Genomic DNA, 23633 nt, shown 5'->3' with positions numbered 1-23633 from the left:
TGATTGATTTTGGAGACCGAACCCATGCCTACCGCTGCCCCTTTCACCACACAGGCACAGACTTCTGAGGACGTGATTGACCGCTTGCTGCAGTGGCCCGCAGGCCACGCCACCCTGGCCGTTCGGCACCAGCGCGACAAGGTGGTGGTGGCCACGCAGGGCAGTTACGACGGGCTGTTCGATGCGGCGCTGCCCGGCCCCAGCCTGGCCGAGCGGCTGTTGGTGGCTCTGAGCATTGCCGAGCTCTCGGGCAGTGCGGTGCTGGTGGCGCACTACCGCGCGCAACTGCAAACGCTGGCGGCTACGGCACCGCTCACGTCTGCCCAGCAGGCTGCGCTGGAGGGGCAGCCGCAGGATGGCGTGCAGGCAGACACGCGGCTGCATGCCATCCTGACCTTTGCCCGCACCCTGGCCCTGCGCCCGGTGGAGGGCGACAAGGCGGCGCTGCTGCGCCTGCCCGCCGCAGGCCTGACCACCCCCGAGGTGGTCGCGCTGGCGCAGCTCATCGCGTTTGTGGCCTACCAGGTGCGCGTGGTGGCGGGCCTGCAGGCGCTGGCTGCCTTGCCCGTTGGCGGTGAGGCAGCGCAGACGGCGCCGGCGGCCGCTGAAGCCCCCTTCGTGCACCCCGCCCATCTGCCCAAGCCCGGCGAGCCCGTGCGCGTGAACGGCTACACCAGCGAGACCCTGGGCTGGAAGGCCTGGCTGCCCGTGCTGGCGCTGGAGCAGGCTTCGCCCGAGCAACTGGCGGTGCTAGAAGCCAGCCACCCAGCCGCCAAGACCTCGGACTACTACCTGACGCTGGTGCACCAGCCGCGCATCCTGCAAGAGCGCTCGGTGGCCTTCAACGCCATCATGTACGCGCCCGGTGGGCTCTCGCGGGCCGAGCGCGAGCTGGCCAGCGCCGTGGTCTCGCGCATCAGCGGCTGCGTGTATTGCGCCTCCGTCCACGCCCAGCGGTTTGAGCAACTGGCCAAGCGCAACGATGTGATCTACCAGGTGTTCACCGATCCCCACGGTGCAGGCACCAACGCCCGCGAGCGCGCCATCGTGCAGGCATCGATCGACCTCACGCTGAACCCCGGCCAGTTCGGCGCAGCCCAGCTGCAAGCTGTGCAGGCGGCGGGCTTGTCGGCGCTGGAGGTGCTGGACCTCATCCACGCCGTGGCCATCTTTGCCTGGGCCAACCGGCTGATGCTGAACCTGGGCGAGGCGGTGGTGCCCGGCGGCTAAGAGTGGCTAACAAAACTCCCTGGCGTCGTTGTCTCGCCTTGTCGTACTACTTGTACTGCCTGCGGCGAAACGCCTAGCCAGGGCCGCTACGCTGAGTTTTGTTAGCCACTCTAAGAGGTGGCGGCAGGTGTGCATTGGCGTGAACGCTACACAGGCTGAGCTAACGCATTTGGGTGATAGGCAGGGCGGCGCTTTCGGTTCATAGTTTCACCACAGCACGCGCCTGCTGCAGTTTGCGGTGGCATGTGCCGATAAAGGCCTGAGGACTTGTTCAAAGAAAAGGCCCTGGGATGTCCTGCATCACCCTCGCGAGGCGTTGGTAGTGCGGGTTGGGATGGGGTGCAAGGCGTCTTTTGGCAGCCAATAGCCGGGCTATTGGCAAGAAAAGCAACGCAGCGAACCGCCCGAGCCCGCGCTGCCACAGACCGCAGGGAGTGATGCCGGACATCCCAAACCCCACCGAAGGAGACGCCATGTTCGCCCTGCCTTTTGCCAACACCCTGCACCACGCACTCACCAACCACGCCTTTGGGCGTGGAGACCCGAAGCCCGCCAGCCCGGCGCCAGTGCCCGTTCCTGTCGTCGCGGCGGTGGCAGCCGACCGGGCAGGGGATGAAGCCCCGGACCTGGCGCAGCGGGTGCGGGATGTGGGCGAGTGGTAGCCCGCTGATGCCCATTGGCAGTAGCGGCGTGGCATAGCCAGCCGCGTTACAGCGGTTGCGCCATCACCACGCTGGGGTAGTTGGTGAAGGGCCTCCAGTCACACTCACCCACCACGCGGTAGCCCCAGGACGCGTACATGGCAATCAGCGCGGTAGCAGGCTGGGCGGTGTCCAGTGCCAAGGTGGTGGCGCCTGCTTGCCGCGCTGCGTCCAACAAGTGGGTGTGCAGCAGCTTGCCGTAGCCCTTGCCTTTGGCACTGGGGGCAATGCAGAACTGGCTGAGCGACCAGACCTGCGGGTCGCGGTACAGCACCACGGCAGACTCGGGCTGGGGCCGCCGCAGGGTGGCGGTGCCCACATAGTCGTCACCCTCCAGCATCACCAGCCCAATGCCCATGGCAAAGCGTTTGGCCGTGTCTTCTACCGTTTGGTGGGTGCCCCAGTAGCGCAAACCCTGTGCCGCATGAGGTGCGTAGGCCGCGTGGATGAGGGCGGTGATGCGAGTCAGGTCGTCTTCAGCGCAGACGGGGCGAATCAACGGAGATGGATCTAAAGGCATGGTGGTCTGCACCGACGGTTAAAGCTTCAACGCCCAAGTCTCACCCACCAAATGCTGACCGAAACCATCGTACGGCTCGGACTTGACCAAGACAAAGCCGCGCCGCGCGTAGATGTGGCGGGCGGTGGTCAGGCAGCTGTTGGTCCACAGCACCATTTTTTTGTAACCTTTGGCGCGGGCGAAGGCAATGCACTCGTCGGTGAGTCGTGACCCCAGCCCCAGGCCGCGTGCCGACGGCGCCAGGATCAGCATGCGCAGTTGGGCCACCGTGCGGCTTTTGCGCACTACAAACACGGCGCCCAGGCGTTCACCGTCTCGCTCAGCGATCCAGCAGTGCTCCCACTCGGGCTGAAACTTGCGCACAAACTGCGCAGCGATATCGGCCACCAGGGCTTCAAACTGCCCGTTCCAGCCGTACTCGCGGGCGTACACCTCGCCGTGCTGCTGCACCACCCAGCCCAGGTCGCCGGGGGCCAGTGCGCGTAGGGTGACGGGGCCAGGGGGCGTGGGGTGTGTCATGGTGGGCAGCAGAGTGTGGGTGGTCCATCAGTATAGAAACAGGCCCCCAACCTGAGGGGCCATCGGTCTGAACAGCGACAAAAACAGGCGGGCGCCGTAAAATCGCGGCCTCCCCACGATATGACTGTGGCCGCCAAGCTTCTTCGGCGGCCATTTCCATTTGCATGAACGCCCCCGTTGACGTCTCCTTTTTTGCGCGCGCCGCAAAGCCTTTGACCAGTTACCGTCCGTACTGGGCCAAGCGCTTTGGCACGGCCCCGTTCTTGCCAATGAGCCGCGCCGAGATGGAGAAACTGGGCTGGGACAGCTGCGACATCATCCTGGTCACCGGCGACGCCTATGTGGACCACCCCAGCTTTGGCATGGCCGTGATTGGCCGAACGCTCGAAGCCCAGGGCTTTCGCGTGGGCATCATCGCCCAGCCCGACTGGCAAAGCGCTGACCCCTTCAAGGTGCTGGGCAAGCCCAACCTGTTCTGGGGCGTGACGGCAGGCAACATGGATTCGATGATCAACCGGTACACCGCTGACCGCAAGATCCGCAGTGACGATGCCTACACCCCCGGCGATGTGGGCGGCAAGCGCCCCGACCGCGCCGCTATCGTCTACAGCCAGCGCTGCCGCGAGGCGTTCAAGGACGTGCCCATCATCCTGGGCGGCATCGAAGGCAGCCTGCGCCGCATCGCCCACTACGACTACTGGAGTGACAAGGTGCGCCGCTCTATCGTGGTGGATGCCAAGTGCGACCTGCTGCTGTACGGCAACGCCGAACGCGCCCTGGTGGAGGTGGCCCACCGCCTGGCAGCGCGTGAACCCGTGGAGCAAATCACTGACGTGCGCGGCACGGCCTTTGTGCGCCGCCCCGACGACGAAAGCGGCAAGGGCTGGTTTGAGATCGATTCCACCACCGTGGACGAACCCGGCCCGGTAGAAGCGCACATCAACCCCTACATGACCACCAGCGAGCAAGCCGCCTCGCAAGGGAGCACTTGCAGCAAAGAAGATGCTCCTGATTCAGGAGCTGCCAGCGCTGGTGGGACGGGCGGTAGCGGCCAAATTGATGCCAATCCGGCGATCCAGCCCATCCAGTTTGTGCCCAACCCGGCACTGCGGGCCAAGCTGAAGGTGCCCCCGCGCGAGAAGACCGTGATCCGCCTGCCCAGCTACGAGCAGGTGAAAAGCGACCCCGTGCTCTACGCCCACGCCAACCGCGTGATGCACCTGGAAACCAACCCCGGCAACGCCCGTGCCATGGTGCAGGCGCATGGCGAGGGGGTCACGGCGCGCGACGTGTGGCTCAACCCGCCCCCCATCCCGCTGACCACGGCCGAGATGGACTACGTGTTTGATTTGCCCTACGCACGCGGCCCGCACCCGAGCTATGCCGACGAGAACGGCAGCCACGACCACGGTACCAAGATCCCCGCGTGGGAGATGATCCGCTTCTCGATCAACATCATGCGCGGCTGCTTCGGCGGCTGCACCTTCTGCTCCATCACCGAGCACGAAGGCCGCATCATCCAGAGCCGGTCCGAGGATTCCATCATCCAGGAGATCGAGGACATCCGCGACAAGGTCAAAGGCTTCACCGGCACCATCAGCGACCTGGGTGGCCCCACGGCCAACATGTACCGCCTGGGCTGCCGCAGCCCCGAGATCGAAGCCGCCTGCCGCAAGCCCAGCTGCGTGTACCCCGGCATCTGCCAGAACCTGACCACCGACCACGGCCCGCTGATCAAGATCTACCGCCGTGGCCGCGCGCTCAAAGGCATCAAGAAGATCCTGATCGGATCGGGCCTGCGCTACGACCTGGCCGTGAAATCGCCCGAGTACGTGAAGGAGCTGGTGCAGCACCACGTGGGGGGCTACCTCAAGATCGCGCCCGAGCACACCGAGCAGGGCCCGCTCACCAAGATGATGAAGCCGGGCATCGGCAGCTACGACAAGTTCAAGCAGCTGTTCGAGAAGTTCAGCGAAGAGGCGGGCAAGAAGCAGTTCCTGATCCCGTACTTCATCGCCGCGCACCCGGGCACCAGCGACGAGGACATGATGAACCTCGCCATCTGGCTCAAGAAGAACGGTTTCCGCGCCGACCAGGTGCAGACCTTCTACCCCAGCCCCATGGCCACGGCCACGGCCATGTACCACTCGGGCCGCAACACGCTGACCCGCGTGCGCCGCCAGATGCGCGACGCGGCCGAAGAGTCGGTGGACATCGTGCGCGGTGAAAAGCGCCGCCGCCTGCACAAGGCCTTCTTGCGCTACCACGACCCCAACAACTGGCCGCTGCTGCGCGATGCGCTCAAGGCCATGGGCCGGGCGGACTTGATCGGCAACGGCAAGCACCACCTGATCCCGACCTTCCAGCCCCTGACGGACGGTGGCTACCAAAGCGCACGGCGCAAAAACTCCACGCCTGTGGGCAAGCCCGCTGTGGCAGCTGTGCAAGGCAAAGCTGCAAAGCCCAGCCCGTCAGGCCAGCCCCAAAAGGGCCGCTTGCTCACGCAGCACACCGGCCTGCCGCCCCGTGTCACCGGTGGCGGCAAGCCGTCGGCACGCAAGCCCCGCTGATCGCGCACGCGGAGTTTGCTATCAAAAAAGAAGCTGCCAGCGCTTATTTCATAAGCGCTGGCAGCTTCTTTTTCTTAAACCCTGCTGAGCCGGCAACGCCTTGTGGGGCGTCGCGCTACAGGGCTGCGCCGTGCGGTTTAGGCCACCGCTACCTGCGGGGTGGCATCGGCACTGGCATCGGCTAGCAGGTTGGCAATGCGAAAGCTCAGGTAATGGAATGCGGCTGTGGCACCAGCAGCTTGCAGCACGTTGGCCAGGGCCTGGGTGTCGGCCTCGGCATCGCTCACGGTGATGAGCAGACCATGGTGCCCCTGGCGTGCCAGGGCGCCCATGCGGCGCAGGTGTTCGCCCTCCAGCCCCGTGGTGGGCAAGGTGCCGCCCGCTGCCCCCTCGGTGCGCACCAGATCTTGCAAGATGACTTCTGGGCGGGCGTAGGCGGTCTCACCGGTGTTGGGCAGGGCTTCCAGCTCTGCCGCCACCTGGCGCACACAGCCTTCGTCCGGAAAGAGGGCAAACACATGGCCTGTGGGGTAGAACATGCCGCCAGCCTGGGTCAGGGTGGAATCGATGACGAGGGGTTTCATGGGCGTCTCCCGTAAAGGTTTCAGAACCTTGGATTGGATCGTGGGAGGGCGCCGGGCTATGTAGGCCAAGAGGCTGGACGCTTGTCGGCGGCAGGCACCTAGTGTCCTGAGTGGGAGATTCGTTTCATAAAGATGCCGAGAATCGCCGCCATGCTGCGTTGCAAATCCTCGCGATAGCGGCGTCTATCGCTGCGGTTTGCGCCTTGCCTGACGACGATTTCGACCTCCTTATTTCATCAACGAACCTCCAACTCAGGACACTAGCGCCTTCAGCACTGCATGTGGGCAAATACTGCCAGTAATTTCCTCTATAGCTTATGAAATAAGCGCTGGCAGCTATCAATTTTGAAAAGAGGCTGGCCTGCCCAGTGCACGCCGCCGGGGTGGCGGCTTAGCCCAGCTGTGAACCCAGCCAGCCACTCACCCACGCCCCCAGGGCCGCACAGTGCAGCACGATGGTGAGCCAGTACATGGCGCGGAACGCCGCCTTGCTGGATTTGTGGCGCATGCTTTGTTGCGCGAGCCAAGCCGCAGGCCAGCCGCCCAACAGGCTGAGGGTGTGCAGGTTTTTCTCCGAGGTGCGCCAGCCGCCGCTCTGGGCCGCATTTTTGTCTACGGCGTACACCCACAGGGTCAGCGCATTCAGGGCCACTAGGGCGCCGAGCACCCACAGGGGCAAGCGCTGCGTCCACAGTCCCCAAGCGAGCATGCCCGCCCACAGCAGCATGAGGGCATAAGCCAGCCCAGCGCCCGCCGCGGGTCGGCCGCCGCCCGCACGGGCCCGGGCCGATGGGTGCAATGGGCGCGCTGCCGAGCGAGAGGCGCGGGCGGTATCGGGGTGGGGCAATGCTTTGCTGGCGGCGGGGCGTGGGCGTTGCCCGTTACGCGGAGCACCCGGCGAACGGGGACTGGGCGCCGCAGTGGCTATAGCCCCTGCGGGCTGCACCGCCACGGCACGCGGGCCTTTGCCGCCCACATGCACATCGTCATACACCACCGCCATCCCTTCGCGCGGGGGTGTGGCGCTGCGAAAGTCTTTGAGGTGAAAAAACACATCGGCCGTGACGCCGGGGCTGCGAATGAAGCCGAATGCGCGGGCGCTGTCCCAGCGGGTGATGGTGCCTTGCTTTTGCATGCCGAAAATACGGTGAACAGGGTGGAAGGGGGGCGCAATCTGTGCTCAAGGCAGTATCTATACCGAACGTTGGACAGCAAGCTTAAGGACACTACTCGCTTGCAATTTCTTTGAAAGATTGAAATTATGCTTTCACATAGCTTTGAACAGGTTTGAACTCTGTACTACCGGCCAGTCTAAAACCTCCGCCCTCATTGATATCGCGAACTTCAAATGAGTGCGGCGCCTTTCCTTTTCGACTGCGTTCGATCATAAAAGAATATACTTGCTCAATATTTTTTGCATAAGCCTCTGCGCTATATAGTGTTGAGTCCTTGCGATAGCTTTTCAAATGATTTCTATAAGCTTTAAGCTGCTCAGGCTCGGCCGCTAATTTTTTGATGAGTTGTTCATATTCACTTTGATTTTGTGTGATCAATTCCGGTAATTTCATCGCTTCCAATAGACTTCCCGCCACACGTGATGCGAAGCACTGCCCCTGCATGGTTACTATGGGCAACCCCATCCATAGTGCATCACTGGCCGTTGTGTGCGCATTACAGGGAAATGTATCCAGAAAAATATCCGCCAATTGATGGCGTGCCAAATGCTTAACTTCTGGCAGATGCTTTGCGAACACGATTCGCTCAATGGAAATTCCTGATTGCTGAGCGCTAGCATGCAAATTATTTGCTGCGGCTATATCATCGCAATACAGCCACAAAACCGCTTGAGGTAAGTCATGAAGAATTCGCATCCAACTCTGAAAGAGACTGGGGGTGATTTTTCTTGTATTGTTGAAGGCCGCCAAAACAAATGCATTTTCTGGCAAGCCCTCTTTGGATCGATTTTGGGCTTCTTCTGTAAAAACCCGATGAGGATCATTGGGCTGATATGCATGGGGCATTTGCACAATGCACTCTGAGAAATATTTTTGATGATTGAATGGGGTAACAATTCGATCACCAATGATGTAATCGTAGGCGGTGCTGCCCATCGATCCCGGGTATGCCAAAAAATTGACAACAACTGGAGCTGGCCGGCTTGCGGAGTAGGCCATTTCAAAGTCGCCAGTAAACCCTTTTGTATCTACCAATATATCCAAATTAAGCGATTTTATTTTTTTGATGTTATCTACAATGGCACTGCCTCTCAGGTCAACAAAATTCTCAAAGGCATCTCCCACTCTTTTTCGCATGGCACTGCCGTCATCTGGACCATAAGAAAGGCCCACTATTTCCCATTCATTGCGGTTATGAGCCTCTAGCATTCCGACCATCAAGCGTGATGTAGCATGATCGTGAAAATCAGCAGACAAATATCCAACGCGCGGCCGACTTTTAAGTTTGCCAAGAGGGCGCAGTTTTCGAGAGGTAACCGCTTGATGTCCGGCGTGGTCATTGACAAATTTTTGAGCAACAGCCAAATGTAGCTCAGGATCATCTTTGAAACACAATGAAAGCCACGGAGATGTAGGTGGAAGATATTTTTGCGGATGTGCATACTCATAAAAATAATGCACATGTTTTTGGAAGTGACTCCAGTTGCACAAAGCCGCATCAATGTCAATGATGGCAGTTTTCAGCAAAACATCTGTTTTTTCACCTTGCGCCAAATCACCTGCGCGTTGGGCTGCTGCCAGTAATTTGATTCGCAGAAATCGACGGCATGCTTTACTGTAGTAGCCAAATTCGGAAAGCTCCGGTAAAGGTCTAACGATATGGGTTGCGTCTGAGATAGCACGTAAATGAACCAGTGCTTTGCTCACGCCGATGTTTGCATCTGCATCCATTGGGTCCAAAAGCCATGCTAATTCGTATGTCTCGAGGGCACTCAGCCACTCATTTTGGGCGAGGAGCGCCGTGGCGATGATTTTATACGCCCGACCTTGGCTGGGTGCGCTACTACAAGCATGGTGCGCCGTTTCAATCGCCGTCACTGCATCACCTTGTGCCAACTGCTGCTCCGCAGTTTTGCATTGATCTTCGTAATTGTTATTCATCATGGTCTTTGATTATTTAAAACAACTGGAGATGAATGCTTTTTAAGCATTGATTTCGGTTGCTATTATTATAATTTTATATCTTTTATTTCGGCAGGAAATAAATATCACCTATCAAGATAGGCAGCATATTTCCATGCACCTAGCTGCCCATCCTGATCCGCTGCGCGCACTTGCCGCTCAATTCGCGCAGCGGATTCCTGGGTTAGACGCTGTGATCCTATCGCGCTCTATTGGCGTTCCAAATTGTCCGAGCAATATCACCGACAGCTGCTTGAGGCCTCGCTGAGTCAAGGCTAGGTACTTGCCATCAGGACTTCCATGATCAAGGCAGCGTGTGCAGCGGAATGTCCTGCGCTTGCGCCAGCGCATCCAGCTGCGCGCGCGTCTGGGTGGCGATGAAGGCGGCCACCGCTACATGGGTGGCTGGGGCACGCAAGGTGGCGGCGTCGCCCTGTGCGGGCAGGCCTGCGGCGGCGCACAGGCGGGCGGCGAAGTGGGGTTCCAGCGCAGCCACGGCCACGCGGCCATTGGCGCAGGGGTAGATGCGGTAGCCCGCGTGCGCCCCGCCCACGTCACCGTCTGGGGTGGTCAGCCCCCAGTGGTGTGGCTGGGCCAGCCAGGCGGCGGCGGCGGCCAGGGCCACTTCCAGCTGCTGGCCTTCGCCGGTCTGGGCACGGCCCAGCAGGGCTTGCAGCACGGCCTCGCTGGCCATCAGCGCGCCGCCCATGTCGGCGTAGAGCGTGGGGGGCATGTCGGTGCCTGCCAACAAGCCTGCGTCGGCCAGGTAGGTGAGGTCGTGGCCGGGCTCTTCGGCACGCGTGCCTGCGGCCCCCACGATCTGCACCACCGACAAGCGGGGGTACCGCGCATGCAATGCCGCCCAGCCCAGACCCAGCTTGGTCAGGGCCGACGGGCGAAAGGATGTGATCAGCACGTCGGTGCGCGCCAGCTCGGCATGCAGCGTGGCCTGGCCGTCGTCCGTCTTGAGGTGGGCTTGCAGCACGGCGATGCCCTGGTGCATGTCGCTGTAGGCCCGGGGGCTGTACAGCGCCATGGGGTCTGCGCTGGGGTATGGCGGGGTGGCGGGTGCTTCGAGCTTGGTGCAGATGGCGCCCATGCGTGCACAGCGCAGCAAGGCGGCGGGGCCGGGCAGGTTAAGCGCCAGGCTCAGGATGCGGGTGCCGCGCAGCGGCTGGAGGGGCAGGGTGGGCATGGCAAATGGGGGAATGGCGGGCGATTGAAGGGGCTGAGAACCCGTTGAAAGAAGGAACTTTGCCTGGGGCGCGGCGTCCTTCACCGGGTTATACATAATTTGTTACGGTAGCTCCCTTCGCCTTTGCCCTATGCAACGCAGAACCTCTTTGGCCGCCCTGGCAGGGCTGGCCGCTTCCTCGGGAGCCTTCATGACCTCTTTGTCCAGCGCAGCGGGCTTGCCGCTGCTGCAAGCCCTCAAGCCATCGCCCCGCATGCCGGTGCTGTTTGTGGGCCACGGCAGCCCCATGAACGCCATTGAAGACAACGCGTGGCGCCGCAGCTGGCAGGCCGTGGGCAGCGAGCTGCTGGCCCGCGCCGTGCAGCCTCAGCTGATCTTGTGCGTATCGGCCCACTGGCTCACAAGCGGCGGCTGGCAGCTCACGGGCATGGCCAGCCCCAAGACCATTCACGATTTTGGTGGCTTTCCTCAGGAATTGTTTGACCAGCAGTACCCAGCCCCCGGTGCCCCTGCCGTAGCCCGGGGCCTGGCGGCTGAGCTGAAGTCTCCGTCCACGGGCGCGGCACTGGGCGTGGACGATGGCGAGTGGGGTCTGGACCACGGTACCTGGTCGGTGCTCAAGCCCATGTTCCCCAAGGCGCACATCCCGGTGCTGCAACTGAGCATGGACTACAGCCGCCCGCCTGCCGAGCATTACGCGCTGGGCCAGCAGATTCAACGCTTGCGCGAGCGCGGGGTGTTGATTGTGGGCAGCGGCAACATCGTGCACAACCTGCGCGTGACGCGCCGGGGCAGCGCCGCCAACGAGGCTTATGACTGGGCTGCCGAGTTCGACACCGTGGTGCAAGAGCAGATCAAGAAGGGCCAGTTGAGCGCGCTGCAGGACTTTCTGAGCCTGGGCGCCATCGCCAAGCAGGCGCATCCCACGCATGAGCATTACTTGCCCTTGCTGTACGCCGCAGGCGCTGTGCAGGCCACGGAGATGCCCCGGTTTTTCAACACGGGCTACCAGTCGGCGTCGATTTCGATGCGGTCGGTGCTTTGGGGGTAGTGGCAAATTGCTCTGCTTTTGATAGCTGCCAGCGCTTTTATTTAAAGCGCTAGAGGCTTAAAAGGCTAGAACTCTGCGGCCCACCGAGCAGGTCATCGGCGGGCGTCGCTCACTGGTTCACCATCTCCTGGATGTCCAGCCAGGTCCAGCGCTCGCGGTAGCTTTGTGCCTTGGCCTTGAACAACGGCAGGTGCGGGCACTGCGGGTTGGGCCGCAATATGCCGCGGTACAACTCTTGCAGGCCATATGGCGCGTAAAGGTTGGGTACTGCGGCCCGAGCTGCAGGTTGCAAGCCTACGCAGGTGCAGGGCACCAGAAACCGCTCAATCCCCTGGCTGGCGGACTGCAACGCTTCGTAGGGGTAGCCAAACCACTGTTCGTACCAAAGGTGCACGCGGGCCTGGTTCTTGGCCTCCACGGTGATCGGCAGATCGGCAAAGAGGGCGGTGACACGGGCTTGCACCTGCTGCTCTGCCGCTTCAGACATATCTGACGCATCAAAGAAAAACAGGTCGTAGTCCTTGATATGCGCCGTGGGTGCAAAGCCGCTGTCCAGGTTCCACGCGGTCTGAAAGAGGCAGCCGGCCACCAGCCAGGCATCCGGCAGGCCCAGAAGCGGCAAACGCTCCAGAATGGCCGCGTTGTACGGGTTCTGGAGCGCTTCGCTCGTGAATCGGCGCCGCAGCGCCGCTTCTTCAGTCAGATCAGATGACCTTGGCAATGGCTTGGCAGACGTAGTCGATGTTCTTGCTGTTGAGCGCAGCCACGCACATGCGGCCCGTGTCGGTGCCGTACACGCCGAACTCGCTGCGCAGGCGCACCATCTGGTCCTTGGACAGGCCGGAGTAGCTGAACATGCCGATCTGGGTGGTGATGAAGGACATGTCCTTGGCCACGCCAGCGGCCTTCAGGCCATCGACCAGCTTTTGGCGCATGGCCTTGATGCGCACCCGCATCTCGCCCAGTTCTTTTTCCCACAGTGTGCGCAACTCAGGGTTGCCCAGCACGGCAGCCACGATGGCGCCACCGTGGGTGGGTGGGTTGGAGTAGTTGGTGCGGATGGCGATCTTGAGCTGGCTAAGCACGCGGTCGGTTTCTTCCTTGGTGCTGCCGACCACGCTCAGGGCACCCACGCGCTCGCCGTACAGGCTGAAGCTCTTGGAGAAGCTGGTGGACACAAAGATGTTCAGGCCAGCGGCCACAAACTTGGCGATCACAGCACCGTCTTCAGCGATGCCGTAGCCAAAGCCTTGGTAGGCCATGTCCAGGAAGGCAGTGAGGTTGCGTTCCTTCACCACGGCAATCACTTGCTCCCATTGGGCGGCGGTGATGTCGTAGCCGGTGGGGTTGTGGCAGCAAGCGTGCAGCAGCACGATGGTGCCCGCCGCAGCGGCCTTCAGCTTGGCCAGCATGCCTTCGAAGTTGATGCCGCCCAGGCCGCCGTTGGCGCTTTGGTCGAAGTAGGGGTAGGTATCCACCGGGAAGCCGGCGTTGGTGAACAGCGCGCGGTGGTTTTCCCAGCTGGGGTCAGAAATCAGCACGGTGGCGTTGGGGCTGATTTTCTTGAGGAAGTCGGCGCCGATCTTCAGGCCGCCGGTGCCGCCAATGGCTTGCACGGTGGCCACGCGGCCGCTCTTGACGACGTCGGACTCAGCGCCGAACACCAGGCCCTTCACGGCGGCGTCGTAGGCAGCAATGCCGTCGATGGGCAGGTAGCCACGGGCGGTGGGCTTGTCCATCATGGCCTTTTCAGCGGCTTGCACGCATTGCAGCAGGGGCAGCTTGCCGTTGTCGTCGAAATACACGCCCACGCCCAGGTTGACCTTGTTGGGGTTGGTGTCTGCGTTGAATTGTTCGTTCAGACCCAGGATGGGGTCGCGGGGGGCCATTTCGACGGCGGTGAACAGAGACATGAAAATCCTTGAAAGGTTGTCAGTAGCGAAGAATCCGGGCGTGGTGTACTGTGCCGGGTTCCGCCGATTTTAACGGCCTGCCCACACCAACCGTTGACGACATCCATGCTGGAATTGACTGAATCCATACCGCCCGCGCAAGAGGGCGAGTTCGTTCGCTTTCCTGATTCGCCTTTTGAGCTGTTTCAGCCGTATCCGCCTGCGGGCGACCAGCCTGAGGCCATCGCCAAGCTGGTGGAGGGGCTGCGGGATGGGGAGGCGTTTCAGACGCTGTTGGGTGTGACGGGCTCGGGCAAGACCTTCACCATGGCCAACGTCATTGCCCGCATGGGCCGCCCCGCCATTGTGTTTGCGCCCAACAAAACGCTGGCGGCGCAGTTGTACAGCGAGTTTCGCGAGTTCTTCCCCAAGAACGCTGTCGAGTACTTCGTGAGCTACTACGACTACTACCAGCCCGAGGCCTATGTGCCGCAGCGCGATCTGTTCATTGAAAAAGACAGCGCCATCAACGAACACATCGAGCAGATGCGCCTGTCGTGCACCAAGAGCCTGATGGAGCGCAAGGATGTGGTCATCGTGGCCACGGTGTCCGCCATCTACGGTATTGGTGAGCCAGAGAGTTACCACCGCATGGTGATGACGCTGCGCAGCGGTGACAAGCTGGGCCAGCGCGATGTGATCGCCCAGCTGATCCGCATGCAGTACCAGCGCAATGAGGCGGATTTTTCGCGCGGCAAGTTCCGCGTGCGGGGCGACACCATCGATGTGTTTCCGGCCGAACATTCCGAGCTGGCCATCCGCATCGAGTTGTTTGACGACGAGATCGAGAGCCTGCAGCTGTTCGACCCGCTCACGGGGCGAGTCAAACAAAAGATCCCGCGCTTTACCGTGTACCCCAGCAGCCACTACGTGACGCCGCGCGACAAGGTGCTGGCGGCGGTGGAGACCATCAAGATCGAGCTGGCCGAGCGCCTGCAGCAACTGGTGGCCGATGGCAAGCTGGTGGAGGCCCAGCGCCTGGAGCAGCGCACCCGGTTTGATCTGGAGATGCTCAGCGAAGTGGGGCACTGCAAGGGCATTGAAAACTACACGCGCCACCTGTCGGGCGCGGCGCCAGGCGATCCACCGAGCACGCTGACCGACTACATGCCCAAAGACTCGCTCATGTTTCTGGACGAGAGCCACCAGATGATCGGGCAGCTCTCGGCCATGTACAACGGCGACCGGGCGCGCAAGACCACGCTGGTCGAGTACGGGTTTCGCCTGCCTTCAGCGATGGACAACCGGCCCCTCAAGTTTGAGGAGTTTGAGCAGCGCATGCGGCAGGCGATTTTTGTGACGGCCACCCCGGCCGACTATGAAAAGACGCACTCCGGCCAGGTTGTAGACCAGGTCGTGCGCCCCACGGGCTTGGTCGACCCTATCGTGGAGGTGCGCCCGGCCACGCACCAAGTTGACGATGTGCTGCAAGAAATCCGCATCCGCGTTGAGAAGCACGAACGCGTGCTCATCACGACGCTGACCAAGCGCATGGCCGAGCAGCTGACCGACTACCTGACCGACAACGGGGTGAAGGTGCGCTATCTGCACAGCGACGTGGACACGGTGGAGCGGGTGGAAATCATCCGCGATTTGCGCCTGGGCGCCTTTGATGTGCTGGTGGGCATCAATCTGCTGCGCGAGGGGTTGGACATTCCAGAGGTATCGCTCGTGGCGATTCTGGATGCCGACAAAGAAGGCTTCTTGCGGGCCGAGCGCAGCCTGATCCAGACCATTGGCCGGGCGGCGCGGAACCTGAATGGCCGGGCCATTCTGTATGCCGACCGCATCACCGAGTCGATGAAAAAGGCAATGGGGGAGACGGAGCGACGGCGCATCAAGCAAATTGCGCACAACGAAGCCCATGGCATTACGCCGCGCAGCATTGTCAAGAGGGTAAGAGACCTGATTGACGGGGTTTACAGTGAAAAAGCGGGCAAGGATGCCGAGCGGCTGGAGCAAGAAGCCATGCAGCGCGCCCAGGTGGAAGAGATGTCAGAGAAAGACATCGCCAAGGAAATCAAGCGCCTGGAAAAGCTGATGCTGGACCACGCGCGGAACCTGGAGTTCGAGCAGGCAGCCCGCGTGCGCGACCAGTTGAGCCAACTGAAGGACCGCGCTTTCGGGGCGCATGGCGGAGACTCCGTGGCGCTGTGAAACGCTGTCTTGTCCAGGTCAATACGTGACTGGCGAATTCGTGACCCATTGGTTTCTTAATCCGACCAATTCGATAGGGATTTGTGGTATACTCTTACAAAATACTCAAGAACAAAGCCCAACGATGAAGGGCTCCGTGGCAGGCAAAGCTGTGCGGAGTAAGGGGCGGAGACGGTGCCCGTGCTGACCACTTGCCAGCGCAGGCAGTTTCTTTAACGAACGAGCCTCAGCACAAGGAGCTTTCCATGCGTCTCACCACCAAAGGCCGGTTTGCAGTCACCGCCATGATCGACTTGGCCCTGCGCCAGAACAACGGCCCCGTCACACTGGCAGCCATCAGCCAGCGCCAACAAATTTCCCTGTCTTACCTTGAACAGCTGTTCGGCAAGCTGCGTCGCCATGAATTGGTGGAATCCACCCGTGGCCCTGGCGGTGGATACACACTGGCCCGCAAGGCGGGCGAAATCACTGTCGCCGACATCATTGTCTCGGTGGATGAGCCCATTGATGCCACCCAATGCGGCGGCAAAGAAAACTGCCTGGGCGAAGCCGGTCGCTGCATGACACACGAGCTGTGGGCATCGCTGAACCAGCGCATGGTGGAGTTTTTGGATTCGGTCACCCTCCAAAAGCTGGTTGATGAGCAACTGGCCAAGGGCGTGCAGATTGAAGACAAGCCGGTGGTGCGCCGCGCTATTTCCACCACGCCCGTGGTCAAACCCATCCGTGTGAACGCCCCCAACTCGGTGTTTGCACTCGGCAACGTTTTCGCCAAGTCCTGAAGGGGCTGCGCTGAACAGGGCCTTGGGGCCGGCAGCGCCTTGAACGTTTTTCACTGTTTTCTCAACGCCAACCGTTTTTTGCTGCCAGCCAGAAACGCCAACTGAGCCAGCGATCCACATGACTCCTCACTTTCCTATTTATCTCGACTACGGTGCGACCACCCCTGTAGACCCACGCGTAGTGGATGCGATGATTCCCTGGTTGCGTGAGCATTTCGGCAACCCGGCTTCCCGCAGCCATGCCTGGGGCTGGGAAGCGGAAGAGGCCGTGGAAAACGCACGCGTCCAGGTGGCCGACTTGATTGGTGCCGACCCCCGCGAGATCGTCTGGACCAGCGGCGCCACAGAGTCGATCAATCTGGCCCTCAAGGGCGCAGCCCAGTTCTACAAAGGCAAGGGCAAGCACCTCATCACGCTCAAGACCGAACACAAAGCCGTGCTCGACACCATGCGTGAGCTGGAGCGCCAAGGCTTTGATGTGACTTACCTGGATGTGCAGGAAGACGGCCTGGTCAACATGGACGCGCTGAAAGCGGCTATCCGCCCAGACACTATTCTGATCAGCATCCTGTTCGTGAACAACGAAATCGGCGTGATTCAGGATATTCCGGCCATCGGCACTTTGTGCCGCGAAAAAGGCATCCTGCTGCATGTCGATGCTGCGCAGGCGACAGGGCGTGTGGAGATCGACATGGCCACGCTGCCGGTTGACCTGATGAGCATGACAGCCCACAAAACATACGGCCCCAAAGGCATTGGCGCTTTGTACGTGCGCCGCAAGCCCCGCGTGCGCCTCGAAGCCCAGATGCATGGCGGCGGTCACGAGCGCGGCATGCGTTCGGGCACCTTGCCCACGCACCAGATCGTGGGCATGGGCGAGGCCTTCCGCATTGCCAAGGAAGAAATGATCGAAGGCAATGCCAAGGCGCGCGCATTGCAGCAGCGCCTGCTGGACGGCCTGAAGGACATCGAGCAGGTGTTCATCAACGGCAGCATGGAACGCCGCGTGCCGCAAAACCTCAACATGAGCTTCAACTTCGTCGAAGGCGAATCGCTCATCATGGGCATCAAAGGCTTGGCCGTGTCGTCGGGCTCAGCTTGCACATCCGCCAGCCTGGAGCCCAGCTATGTGTTGCGCGCCCTGGGCCGCAGCGACGAATTGGCGCACAGCAGCTTGCGCATGACCATCGGCCGCTTCACGACCGAAGAAGAGATTGACTACGCGATTTCCACCATCCGCGAGAACGTGGCCCGGCTGCGTGAACTCAGCCCCCTGTGGGAGATGTTCAAGGATGGCGTGGATCTGAGCACCATTCAATGGGCCGCGCACTGAGCGCCCAAACCGACCAAAGGACTTGCCATGGCTTATTCTGACAAAGTGGTTGACCATTACGAAAACCCCCGCAATGTGGGCTCTTTCGACAAGGGTGATGAATCTGTGGGCACCGGCATGGTGGGCGCTCCAGCCTGCGGTGACGTGATGAAGCTGCAGATCAAGGTGAACCCCAGACCGGCGTGATCGAAGACGCACGCTTCAAAACCTATGGCTGCGGCTCCGCCATTGCCTCGTCGTCACTGGTGACCGAGTGGGTCAAGGGCAAGACGTTGGACGAAGCGGCAGCTCTCAAAAACAGCGTGATTGCCGAAGAGCTGGCACTGCCTCCGGTCAAGATTCACTGCTCCATCCTGGCGGAAGACGCCATCAAGGCCGCAGTGAACGACTACAAGGCCAAGCATGCGGGTGCCGCAGCCTGACGCGATGGCTATCACCCTGACAGAAGCCGCAGCGCGACACGTGAGCCGGTACCTTGCCCGCCGTGGCAAGGGCGTGGGTGTGCGCCTGGGCGTCAAGACGACGGGCTGCTCCGGCTTGGCTTACAAGCTGGAGTACGTGGACGACACCGAGCCAGAAGACATCGTCTTTGAGAACCATGGCGTCAAGGTTTTGATCGACCCCAAAAGCCTGGCGTACATCGACGGAACCGAGTTGGATTTTGTGCGCGAAGGCCTGAACGAAGGCTTCAAGTTCAACAACCCCAACGAGCGCGACCGGTGCGGCTGCGGAGAAAGCTTCCGCGTCTGAGCCAGGCAGCCTTCTTGCGAAGGCCCTCCGTGTGAAACCGCCACCGCGCTTTGTGCTGGCGGTTTTTTCTTGATGCGTACCGATCTTCCTACCTAGGCATGGCATGAACCTGCAGTCCAACGACTTCGAACTTTTTGGCATCGCGGAGCGCTTTGCACAAGACCGACCCGCTCTGGACGCGCGCTGGAAGGAACTGCAGCGTCAGGCCCACCCAGACAAGTTCGCAGCCCAAGGCGCCGCTGCGCAGCGGGTGGCCATGCAATGGTCGGTGCGCATCAATGAGGCCTATCAGCGCCTTAAAGAACCACTGCGCCGCGCTGCCTACTTGTGCGAATTGCGTGGCACGCCCATACGGGCGGAAGACAACACGGCCATGCCCGCAGCATTCTTGATGCAGCAAATGGAGTGGCGTGAAGCCCTGGAAGATGCCCAGACGGCTGCGGCGATGGATGCCCTGGACGATGAAGTCATGCAGGCCTGCAAAGCGGGGCTGGCGCGGTGCGAGGTGCTGATAGACCAGCAGCAAGACTATGCCAGCGCTGCGCAACAGGTGAGAGCCCTCATGTTCATTGCGCGATTTGCAGACGACATCGAGCGCCGCCGCGAGCAACTGGGACAATAGCGTTTGCCTCTTTTTTATGAACACCCGGCCAGTGCGCCAGGTTTCTTCACGTAGACCCCCAAAATCTCATGGCGCTTTTGCAGATTTCCGAGCCTGGACAGTCCCCCGATCCCCATCAGCGCCGCATCGCGGTTGGCATTGACCTGGGGACCACGCACTCGCTGGTGGCTGCGGTGCGCAGCGGCGCTGCCGAATGCCTGCCCGATGCGCAAGGCCGTGTATTGCTGCCGTCGGTGGTGCGTTACCTGGGGCAGGGCGGGCGCCAAATTGGTTACGACGCCGTGGCTGCACAGGCCAGCGATGCACGCAACACGATTGCGTCGGTCAAGCGCTTCATGGGGCGCGGGCTGCACGACGTTGCGCAGGCCGGGCAACTGCCCTACGAGTTCGTCCAGCCTGCTGGTGGCGTGCCCGGTGGCATGGTGAGCCTGGCCACGGCCGATGGGGTGAAATCACCTGTGGAAGTCAGTGCTGAAATCTTGGCTACGCTGCGCTACCGTGCGGAGGACACCTTCAACGACGATCTCTATGGCGCCGTCATCACCGTGCCCGCCTACTTTGACGATGCACAGCGCCAGGCGACCAAGGATGCGGCCAAGCTCGCAGGTATCCATTTGCTGCGGCTCATCAACGAACCCACGGCGGCGGCCATTGCCTATGGGCTCGACAATGCCAGCGAGGGGATCTATGCCGTTTATGACCTGGGCGGGGGCACTTTTGACATCTCCATTCTGCGCCTGACCCAAGGCGTTTTTGAGGTCATTGCCACGGGGGGCGATTCTGCTCTGGGCGGCGACGACTACGACGCGGCCTTGGCTGACTGGGTGCTGCAACAAACCGGCGCGACTGTGCAAACACCCGCCGACAAAGCAGCCATTCGCATGGCAGCCCGCGCCTGCAAGGAGGTGTTGACTGCTACAGAAAAAGTAGCATTTACCGCTGATTTGGCGGGTGGTAGCGTGCTTTTTGATGTGAAACGTGCCGATTTCGAGGCAGCGACATCCGCACTGACGGCCCGCTCTATGGCCGCAGTACGCCGCGCCCTGCGCGACGCCCAACTCGCCAAGGACGAAGTGCAAGGCGTGGTCATGGTCGGTGGTTCGACCCGCATGCCGCAGGTGCAGCAAGCGGTGGCAGACTTTTTTGGGCGTGCCCCCCTCACCAACCTCAACCCCGATGAAGTGGTCGCGCTCGGAGCCGCCATTCAGGCCAATCAACTGGCAGGCAACGACACCGCAGGCGATCTGCTGCTGCTGGACGTGATCCCCCTGTCTTTGGGCATCGAAACCATGGGAGGTTTGGTGGAGCGCATCGTCGCGCGCAATGAGACCATACCCACGGCCAAAGCGCAGGACTTCACCACCTACAAGGATGGTCAGACGGCGCTGGCGATCCATGTGGTGCAAGGTGAGCGTGACCTGGTGGCGGACTGCCGCAGCCTGGCCCGCTTTGAATTGCGCGGCATTCCCGCCATGGCCGCAGGCGCCGCCCGTATCCGCGTGACCTTCACGGTGGATGCAGATGGTCTGTTGTCAGTCAGTGCCAAAGAGCAGGGCAGTGGGGTAGAGGCGCGCATTGATGTGAAGCCGTCCTATGGCTTGTCGGACGACCAGATTGCCCAGATGCTGCAAGACGGCTTTGCCACCGCTGCGCAAGACATGCGGGCTCGCGCAGTGGTCGAAGCCCGTGTCGATGCCGACCGGATGCTGTTGGCCACCCAAAGCGCGCTGGATGCCGATGGCGACGTGCTGAGCGCCACCGAGCGCAGTGCGATTGATGCGCTGATGGAAGCCCTGCGCCAGCAGCGCGGCTCCGATGAGGCAGCCACCATCGAAGCTGCCACTCAGGCACTTGCCAAGGGCACAGAGGCCTTTGCCGCCCAGCGCATGAACCGTGGCATTCAGCAGGCGCTGGCAGGCAAGAACGTCCAGTCTCTCTGAATTCAAGCCCTTCTACCCGTTTCCAAGATACAAAATCCAGGACGCCATGCCCGTCATCAAAATCCTCCCCCACCCCGAATATTGCCCCGCTGGCGCGGAAATCACAGCCCCTGCAGGCACGTCGGTGTGTGAAGCCCTGCTGGAACATCACATCAACATCGAGCACGCTTGCGACATGAGCTGCGCCTGCACCACTTGCCATGTGATCGTGCGCGAGGGGCTGGCTTCTTTGAACGAGGCGGAGGAGGAGGAGGAAGACCTGCTGGACCGCGCCTGGGGCCTGGAGCCTCAATCGCGCCTGTCGTGCCAGGCCATCCTCGCCCAAAAGGACTTGGTCATTGAGATTCCAAAATACACGATCAACCACGCCAAGGAAAACCACTGATGACCCGTCAGATCGTTCTGGACACGGAGACCACCGGCCTCTCGGCCGAAGGTGGGGATCGCATCATTGAGCTGGGTTGCGTAGAGCTGCTCAATCGCAAGCTCACGGGCAACAACCTGCATCTGTACTTCAACCCAGGGCGCGACAGCCATGAAGATGCCCTGAAGGTCCACGGCATCACCAACGAGTTCCTCAAAGACAAGCCCAAGTTTGCGGACATGGCGCCCCAGATCCTGGAGTACCTCCAGGGGGCTGAGATCATCATCCACAACGCGGCGTTTGACGTTGGCTTCTTGAATAAAGAGTTGGAGCTCACAGGGCGCCCACCGTTCAAAACCTATGTAGAAAGCGTGACCGACACCTTGGCGATGGCCAAGGAAATGTTCCCGGGCAAGCGCAATTCTCTGGACGCTTTGTGTGACCGCCTGGAAGTGGACAACTCAGGCCGTACGCTGCACGGGGCTTTGCTGGATGCGGAGTTGCTGGCGGATGTCTACATCAACCTGACCCGTGGTCAAGACGCCTTGCTGATGGCGGACGAGCCGCAGGAGAACACAGACGGTGTCGTGGTCCCTTCGATAGATTTGAGCCGCTTTGCACTGCAGGTTGTGGCTGCCAATGAGCAAGAGCTGGGCACGCACGAAGAGGTGATGGTGCAGATCGACAAATCGAGCGGCGGTAAAACAATTTGGCGAAAATTGCAGGCCGCTGTTTAATTTGTGCCATAATCTAAGGCTTGACGCAAAGGGGTGATTAGCTCAGCGGTAGAGCACTGCCTTCACACGGCAGGGGTCACATGTTCGATCCATGTATCACCCACCATTTGCTGTTATGACGATGCCCAAATTTCAGGGTGTCACTTTGGGTGATTAGCTCAGCGGTAGAGCACTGCCTTCACACGGCAGGGGTCACATGTTCGATCCATGTATCACCCACCAAATTTGAAAGCGCCTTGCAGCAATGCAAGGCGCTTTTTTCTTTGGCGTCGTGCTTCGCTCCTCGCGCATGGCCTCATTCTCTGAGGGCACAATGGCTCCCAACTGCCCGCCTACATCAGTCCGGCCCGCATCCGTTCCATCGTGAAAAGATCGGTCTGTTGGGCCGCTCCTCAGAATCCACCTGCATTGCCATGATCAGCTTCCACAACCCATTGCACCACTTGCACGCACCACAGCACGAGTTCTTCAGGGGCGCGCGGGTCGATTGTTTTGAAAAGCCTTTGCGGGCCGAATTTGTGGAGCAGGCGCTGCAGCAGTGCGGATACACCCTGTTGGCGCCCGATACAGACTCTGCCAGCGTGCTCCACAAAGTGCACGATGCCCGCTACCTGGCTTTTTTGCAGACGGCCTGGCAGCAGTGGGTGCAATTGGCGCCAGAGAATGCGCAAACCCAGCCGTTCCCGTCGGTGTGGCCTGTGCGCACCCTTCGCAGTGATGTGGAGCCAGTCAACTTCATCGCCAAACTGGGGCTGTACTCCATGGACAACGGCACCCCCATGGCCGCAGGCACCTGGGACGCCGCCAAGGCTGGCGCGGATGCAGCCGCCAGTGCTGCCATGCGGGTGGCGCAAGGGGCATCCGCGGCGTTTTGCTGCACCCGCCCCCCGGGTCACCACGCGGGCCCTGATTTCATGGGGGGATACTGCTTTTTGAACAACGCAGCGGTAGCAGCCCAAACCTTGTTGGACCAGGGGGCTAAACGGGTGGTGGTGCTGGACGTGGACTATCACCACGGCAATGGCACGCAGAGCATTTTTTATGGCCGCTCGGACGTGCTGTTCATCAGCATCCACGGTGATCCGCTCACCGAGTACCCCTTTTACCTGGGCCATGCCGATGAGCAGGGCGAGGGCGATGGCGCGGGCTTCAACCTCAATCTTCCATTGCCCGCAGGTTCATCGGTGGCCGCCTGGTTTGCCGCGCTGGAGGCTGCAAGCTCGCGCATCGCGCAGTATGGCGCTGATGCCCTGGTGGTGTCCCTCGGCCTGGACACCTTTGTGGGTGACCCCATCTCGCATTTCGCCTTGACCACCGATGACTTTTTCACCATGGGGCAACGGCTGGCAGCCCTGCACTTGCCCACGGCGCTGGTGCTTGAGGGGGGTTATGCCGCTTCAGAACTGGGGGCCAATGCGGTGCAGGTGATTCGCGGCTTTGAAGCCGTTAGGTCGTAAGTTGGGCGCGGATGAAAAAGACGCAGGAGCAA

The 23633-nt window shown here is 61.1% G+C and carries 20 protein-coding genes, 2 tRNA genes and 2 pseudogenes; 16 read left to right on the top strand and 8 right to left on the bottom strand.

What is annotated here, in order from left to right:
• The first annotated feature begins 24 nt into the window (after window positions 1-24).
• Together EAG14_RS10835 and EAG14_RS10830 are read left to right on the top strand one after the other, a co-directional pair.
• Window positions 25-1230 carry a peroxidase-related enzyme gene (locus tag EAG14_RS10835; protein WP_121730419.1) on the top strand — a complete coding sequence of 402 codons (1206 nt, stop codon included), beginning with the start codon at window positions 25-27 and terminating at the stop codon, window positions 1228-1230.
• Between the two features lie 473 nt (window positions 1231-1703).
• Window positions 1704-1892, top strand: coding sequence for a hypothetical protein (locus EAG14_RS10830; RefSeq protein ID WP_162995966.1), 189 nt, complete (start codon window positions 1704-1706; stop codon window positions 1890-1892).
• 46 nt (window positions 1893-1938) lie between these two features.
• Here the strand turns inward: EAG14_RS10830 and EAG14_RS10825 are convergent, their stop codons facing one another.
• Both EAG14_RS10825 and EAG14_RS10820 read right to left on the bottom strand, forming a co-directional pair.
• Complete coding sequence (locus EAG14_RS10825) at window positions 1939-2451, bottom strand: GNAT family N-acetyltransferase (RefSeq protein ID WP_121730418.1); 513 nt, start codon at window positions 2449-2451, stop codon at window positions 1939-1941.
• An 18-nt stretch (window positions 2452-2469) separates the two neighbouring features.
• A pseudogene (locus EAG14_RS10820) lies at window positions 2470-2937 on the bottom strand (GNAT family N-acetyltransferase); the annotation flags it as partial.
• Between the two features lie 197 nt (window positions 2938-3134).
• Here EAG14_RS10820 and EAG14_RS10815 point away from each other — a divergent pair.
• Window positions 3135-5540, top strand: coding sequence for a YgiQ family radical SAM protein (locus EAG14_RS10815; protein ID WP_121728856.1), 2406 nt, complete (start codon window positions 3135-3137; stop codon window positions 5538-5540).
• Window positions 5541-5677: 137 nt separating this feature from the next.
• Here the strand turns inward: EAG14_RS10815 and EAG14_RS10810 are convergent, their stop codons facing one another.
• The 4 genes from EAG14_RS10810 to EAG14_RS10795 all read right to left on the bottom strand — a co-directional run bounded on the left by EAG14_RS10810 (window position 5678) and on the right by EAG14_RS10795 (window position 10456).
• Complete coding sequence (locus tag EAG14_RS10810) at window positions 5678-6124, bottom strand: hypothetical protein (protein WP_099655401.1); 447 nt, start codon at window positions 6122-6124, stop codon at window positions 5678-5680.
• 391 nt (window positions 6125-6515) lie between these two features.
• Entirely contained in the window at window positions 6516-7259 is a 744-nt protein-coding gene (locus tag EAG14_RS10805) for a DUF1294 domain-containing protein (protein WP_121728855.1), read from the bottom strand.
• Window positions 7260-7383: 124 nt separating this feature from the next.
• Complete coding sequence (locus tag EAG14_RS10800) at window positions 7384-9243, bottom strand: hypothetical protein (protein ID WP_121728854.1); 1860 nt, start codon at window positions 9241-9243, stop codon at window positions 7384-7386.
• A gap of 322 nt (window positions 9244-9565) precedes the next feature.
• Window positions 9566-10456 (bottom strand): CoA transferase, encoded by an 891-nt coding sequence (locus tag EAG14_RS10795; RefSeq protein WP_121728853.1) that lies wholly within the window; start codon window positions 10454-10456, stop codon window positions 9566-9568.
• 148 nt (window positions 10457-10604) lie between these two features.
• Between EAG14_RS10795 and ygiD the strand changes: the two genes are divergently transcribed.
• Complete coding sequence (gene ygiD, locus EAG14_RS10790) at window positions 10605-11507, top strand: 4,5-DOPA dioxygenase extradiol (protein WP_121728852.1); 903 nt, start codon at window positions 10605-10607, stop codon at window positions 11505-11507.
• Between the two features lie 109 nt (window positions 11508-11616).
• Here the strand turns inward: ygiD and EAG14_RS10785 are convergent, their stop codons facing one another.
• A complete protein-coding gene (locus EAG14_RS10785) occupies window positions 11617-12228 on the bottom strand; it encodes a nucleotidyltransferase family protein (RefSeq protein ID WP_205603513.1) in 612 nt (203 codons plus the stop codon).
• Window positions 12212-13420 carry an amino acid aminotransferase gene (locus EAG14_RS10780; RefSeq protein WP_121728851.1) on the bottom strand — a complete coding sequence of 403 codons (1209 nt, stop codon included), beginning with the start codon at window positions 13418-13420 and terminating at the stop codon, window positions 12212-12214. Before EAG14_RS10780 ends, EAG14_RS10785 begins: the two co-directional genes overlap by 17 nt.
• A 105-nt stretch (window positions 13421-13525) precedes the next feature.
• Here EAG14_RS10780 and uvrB point away from each other — a divergent pair, with 105 nt between their 5' ends.
• The 12 genes and pseudogenes from uvrB to EAG14_RS10720 all read left to right on the top strand — a co-directional run bounded on the left by uvrB (window position 13526) and on the right by EAG14_RS10720 (window position 23601).
• A complete protein-coding gene (uvrB, locus tag EAG14_RS10775; protein WP_121728850.1) occupies window positions 13526-15616 on the top strand; it encodes an excinuclease ABC subunit UvrB in 2091 nt (696 codons plus the stop codon).
• A 245-nt stretch (window positions 15617-15861) separates the two neighbouring features.
• Entirely contained in the window at window positions 15862-16398 is a 537-nt protein-coding gene (iscR, locus tag EAG14_RS10770; RefSeq protein WP_099655408.1) for a Fe-S cluster assembly transcriptional regulator IscR, read from the top strand.
• Window positions 16399-16510: 112 nt separating this feature from the next.
• Window positions 16511-17731 (top strand): IscS subfamily cysteine desulfurase, encoded by a 1221-nt coding sequence (locus tag EAG14_RS10765; RefSeq protein WP_121728849.1) that lies wholly within the window; start codon window positions 16511-16513, stop codon window positions 17729-17731.
• A 27-nt stretch (window positions 17732-17758) separates the two neighbouring features.
• A pseudogene (gene iscU / locus EAG14_RS10760) lies at window positions 17759-18153 on the top strand (Fe-S cluster assembly scaffold IscU).
• 4 nt (window positions 18154-18157) lie between these two features.
• The gene (gene iscA / locus EAG14_RS10755; protein WP_099655411.1) at window positions 18158-18481 is read left to right on the top strand and encodes an iron-sulfur cluster assembly protein IscA; all 324 of its coding nucleotides are present in this window, start codon (window positions 18158-18160) and stop codon (window positions 18479-18481) included.
• 103 nt (window positions 18482-18584) lie between these two features.
• Window positions 18585-19103, top strand: a complete 519-nt coding sequence (gene hscB / locus EAG14_RS10750; protein ID WP_121728848.1) for a Fe-S protein assembly co-chaperone HscB — start codon at window positions 18585-18587, stop codon at window positions 19101-19103.
• A 68-nt stretch (window positions 19104-19171) separates the two neighbouring features.
• Window positions 19172-21043: a Fe-S protein assembly chaperone HscA gene (gene hscA, locus EAG14_RS10745; protein WP_121728847.1), complete on the top strand. Its 1872-nt coding sequence runs from the start codon at window positions 19172-19174 to the stop codon at window positions 21041-21043.
• Window positions 21044-21089: 46 nt separating this feature from the next.
• Window positions 21090-21428 carry an ISC system 2Fe-2S type ferredoxin gene (gene fdx, locus EAG14_RS10740; RefSeq protein ID WP_099655414.1) on the top strand — a complete coding sequence of 113 codons (339 nt, stop codon included), beginning with the start codon at window positions 21090-21092 and terminating at the stop codon, window positions 21426-21428.
• Window positions 21428-22144, top strand: coding sequence for a DNA polymerase III subunit epsilon (dnaQ, locus tag EAG14_RS10735; protein ID WP_099741117.1), 717 nt, complete (start codon window positions 21428-21430; stop codon window positions 22142-22144). Before fdx ends, dnaQ begins: the two co-directional genes overlap by 1 nt.
• A 31-nt stretch (window positions 22145-22175) precedes the next feature.
• Window positions 22176-22250, top strand: a tRNA-Val gene (locus EAG14_RS10730).
• Between the two features lie 41 nt (window positions 22251-22291).
• A tRNA-Val gene (locus tag EAG14_RS10725) sits at window positions 22292-22366 on the top strand.
• A 191-nt stretch (window positions 22367-22557) separates the two neighbouring features.
• The gene (locus EAG14_RS10720; protein WP_121730416.1) at window positions 22558-23601 is read left to right on the top strand and encodes a histone deacetylase family protein; all 1044 of its coding nucleotides are present in this window, start codon (window positions 22558-22560) and stop codon (window positions 23599-23601) included.
• Window positions 23602-23633: the final 32 nt, after the last annotated feature.

This window comes from Acidovorax sp. 1608163, from assembly GCF_003669015.1.
Taxonomy (GTDB): Bacteria; Pseudomonadota; Gammaproteobacteria; order Burkholderiales; family Burkholderiaceae_C; genus Acidovorax.
The sequence above is the reverse complement of the archived record's forward strand: the minus strand, read 5'-3'. Positions and strand labels throughout refer to the sequence as shown.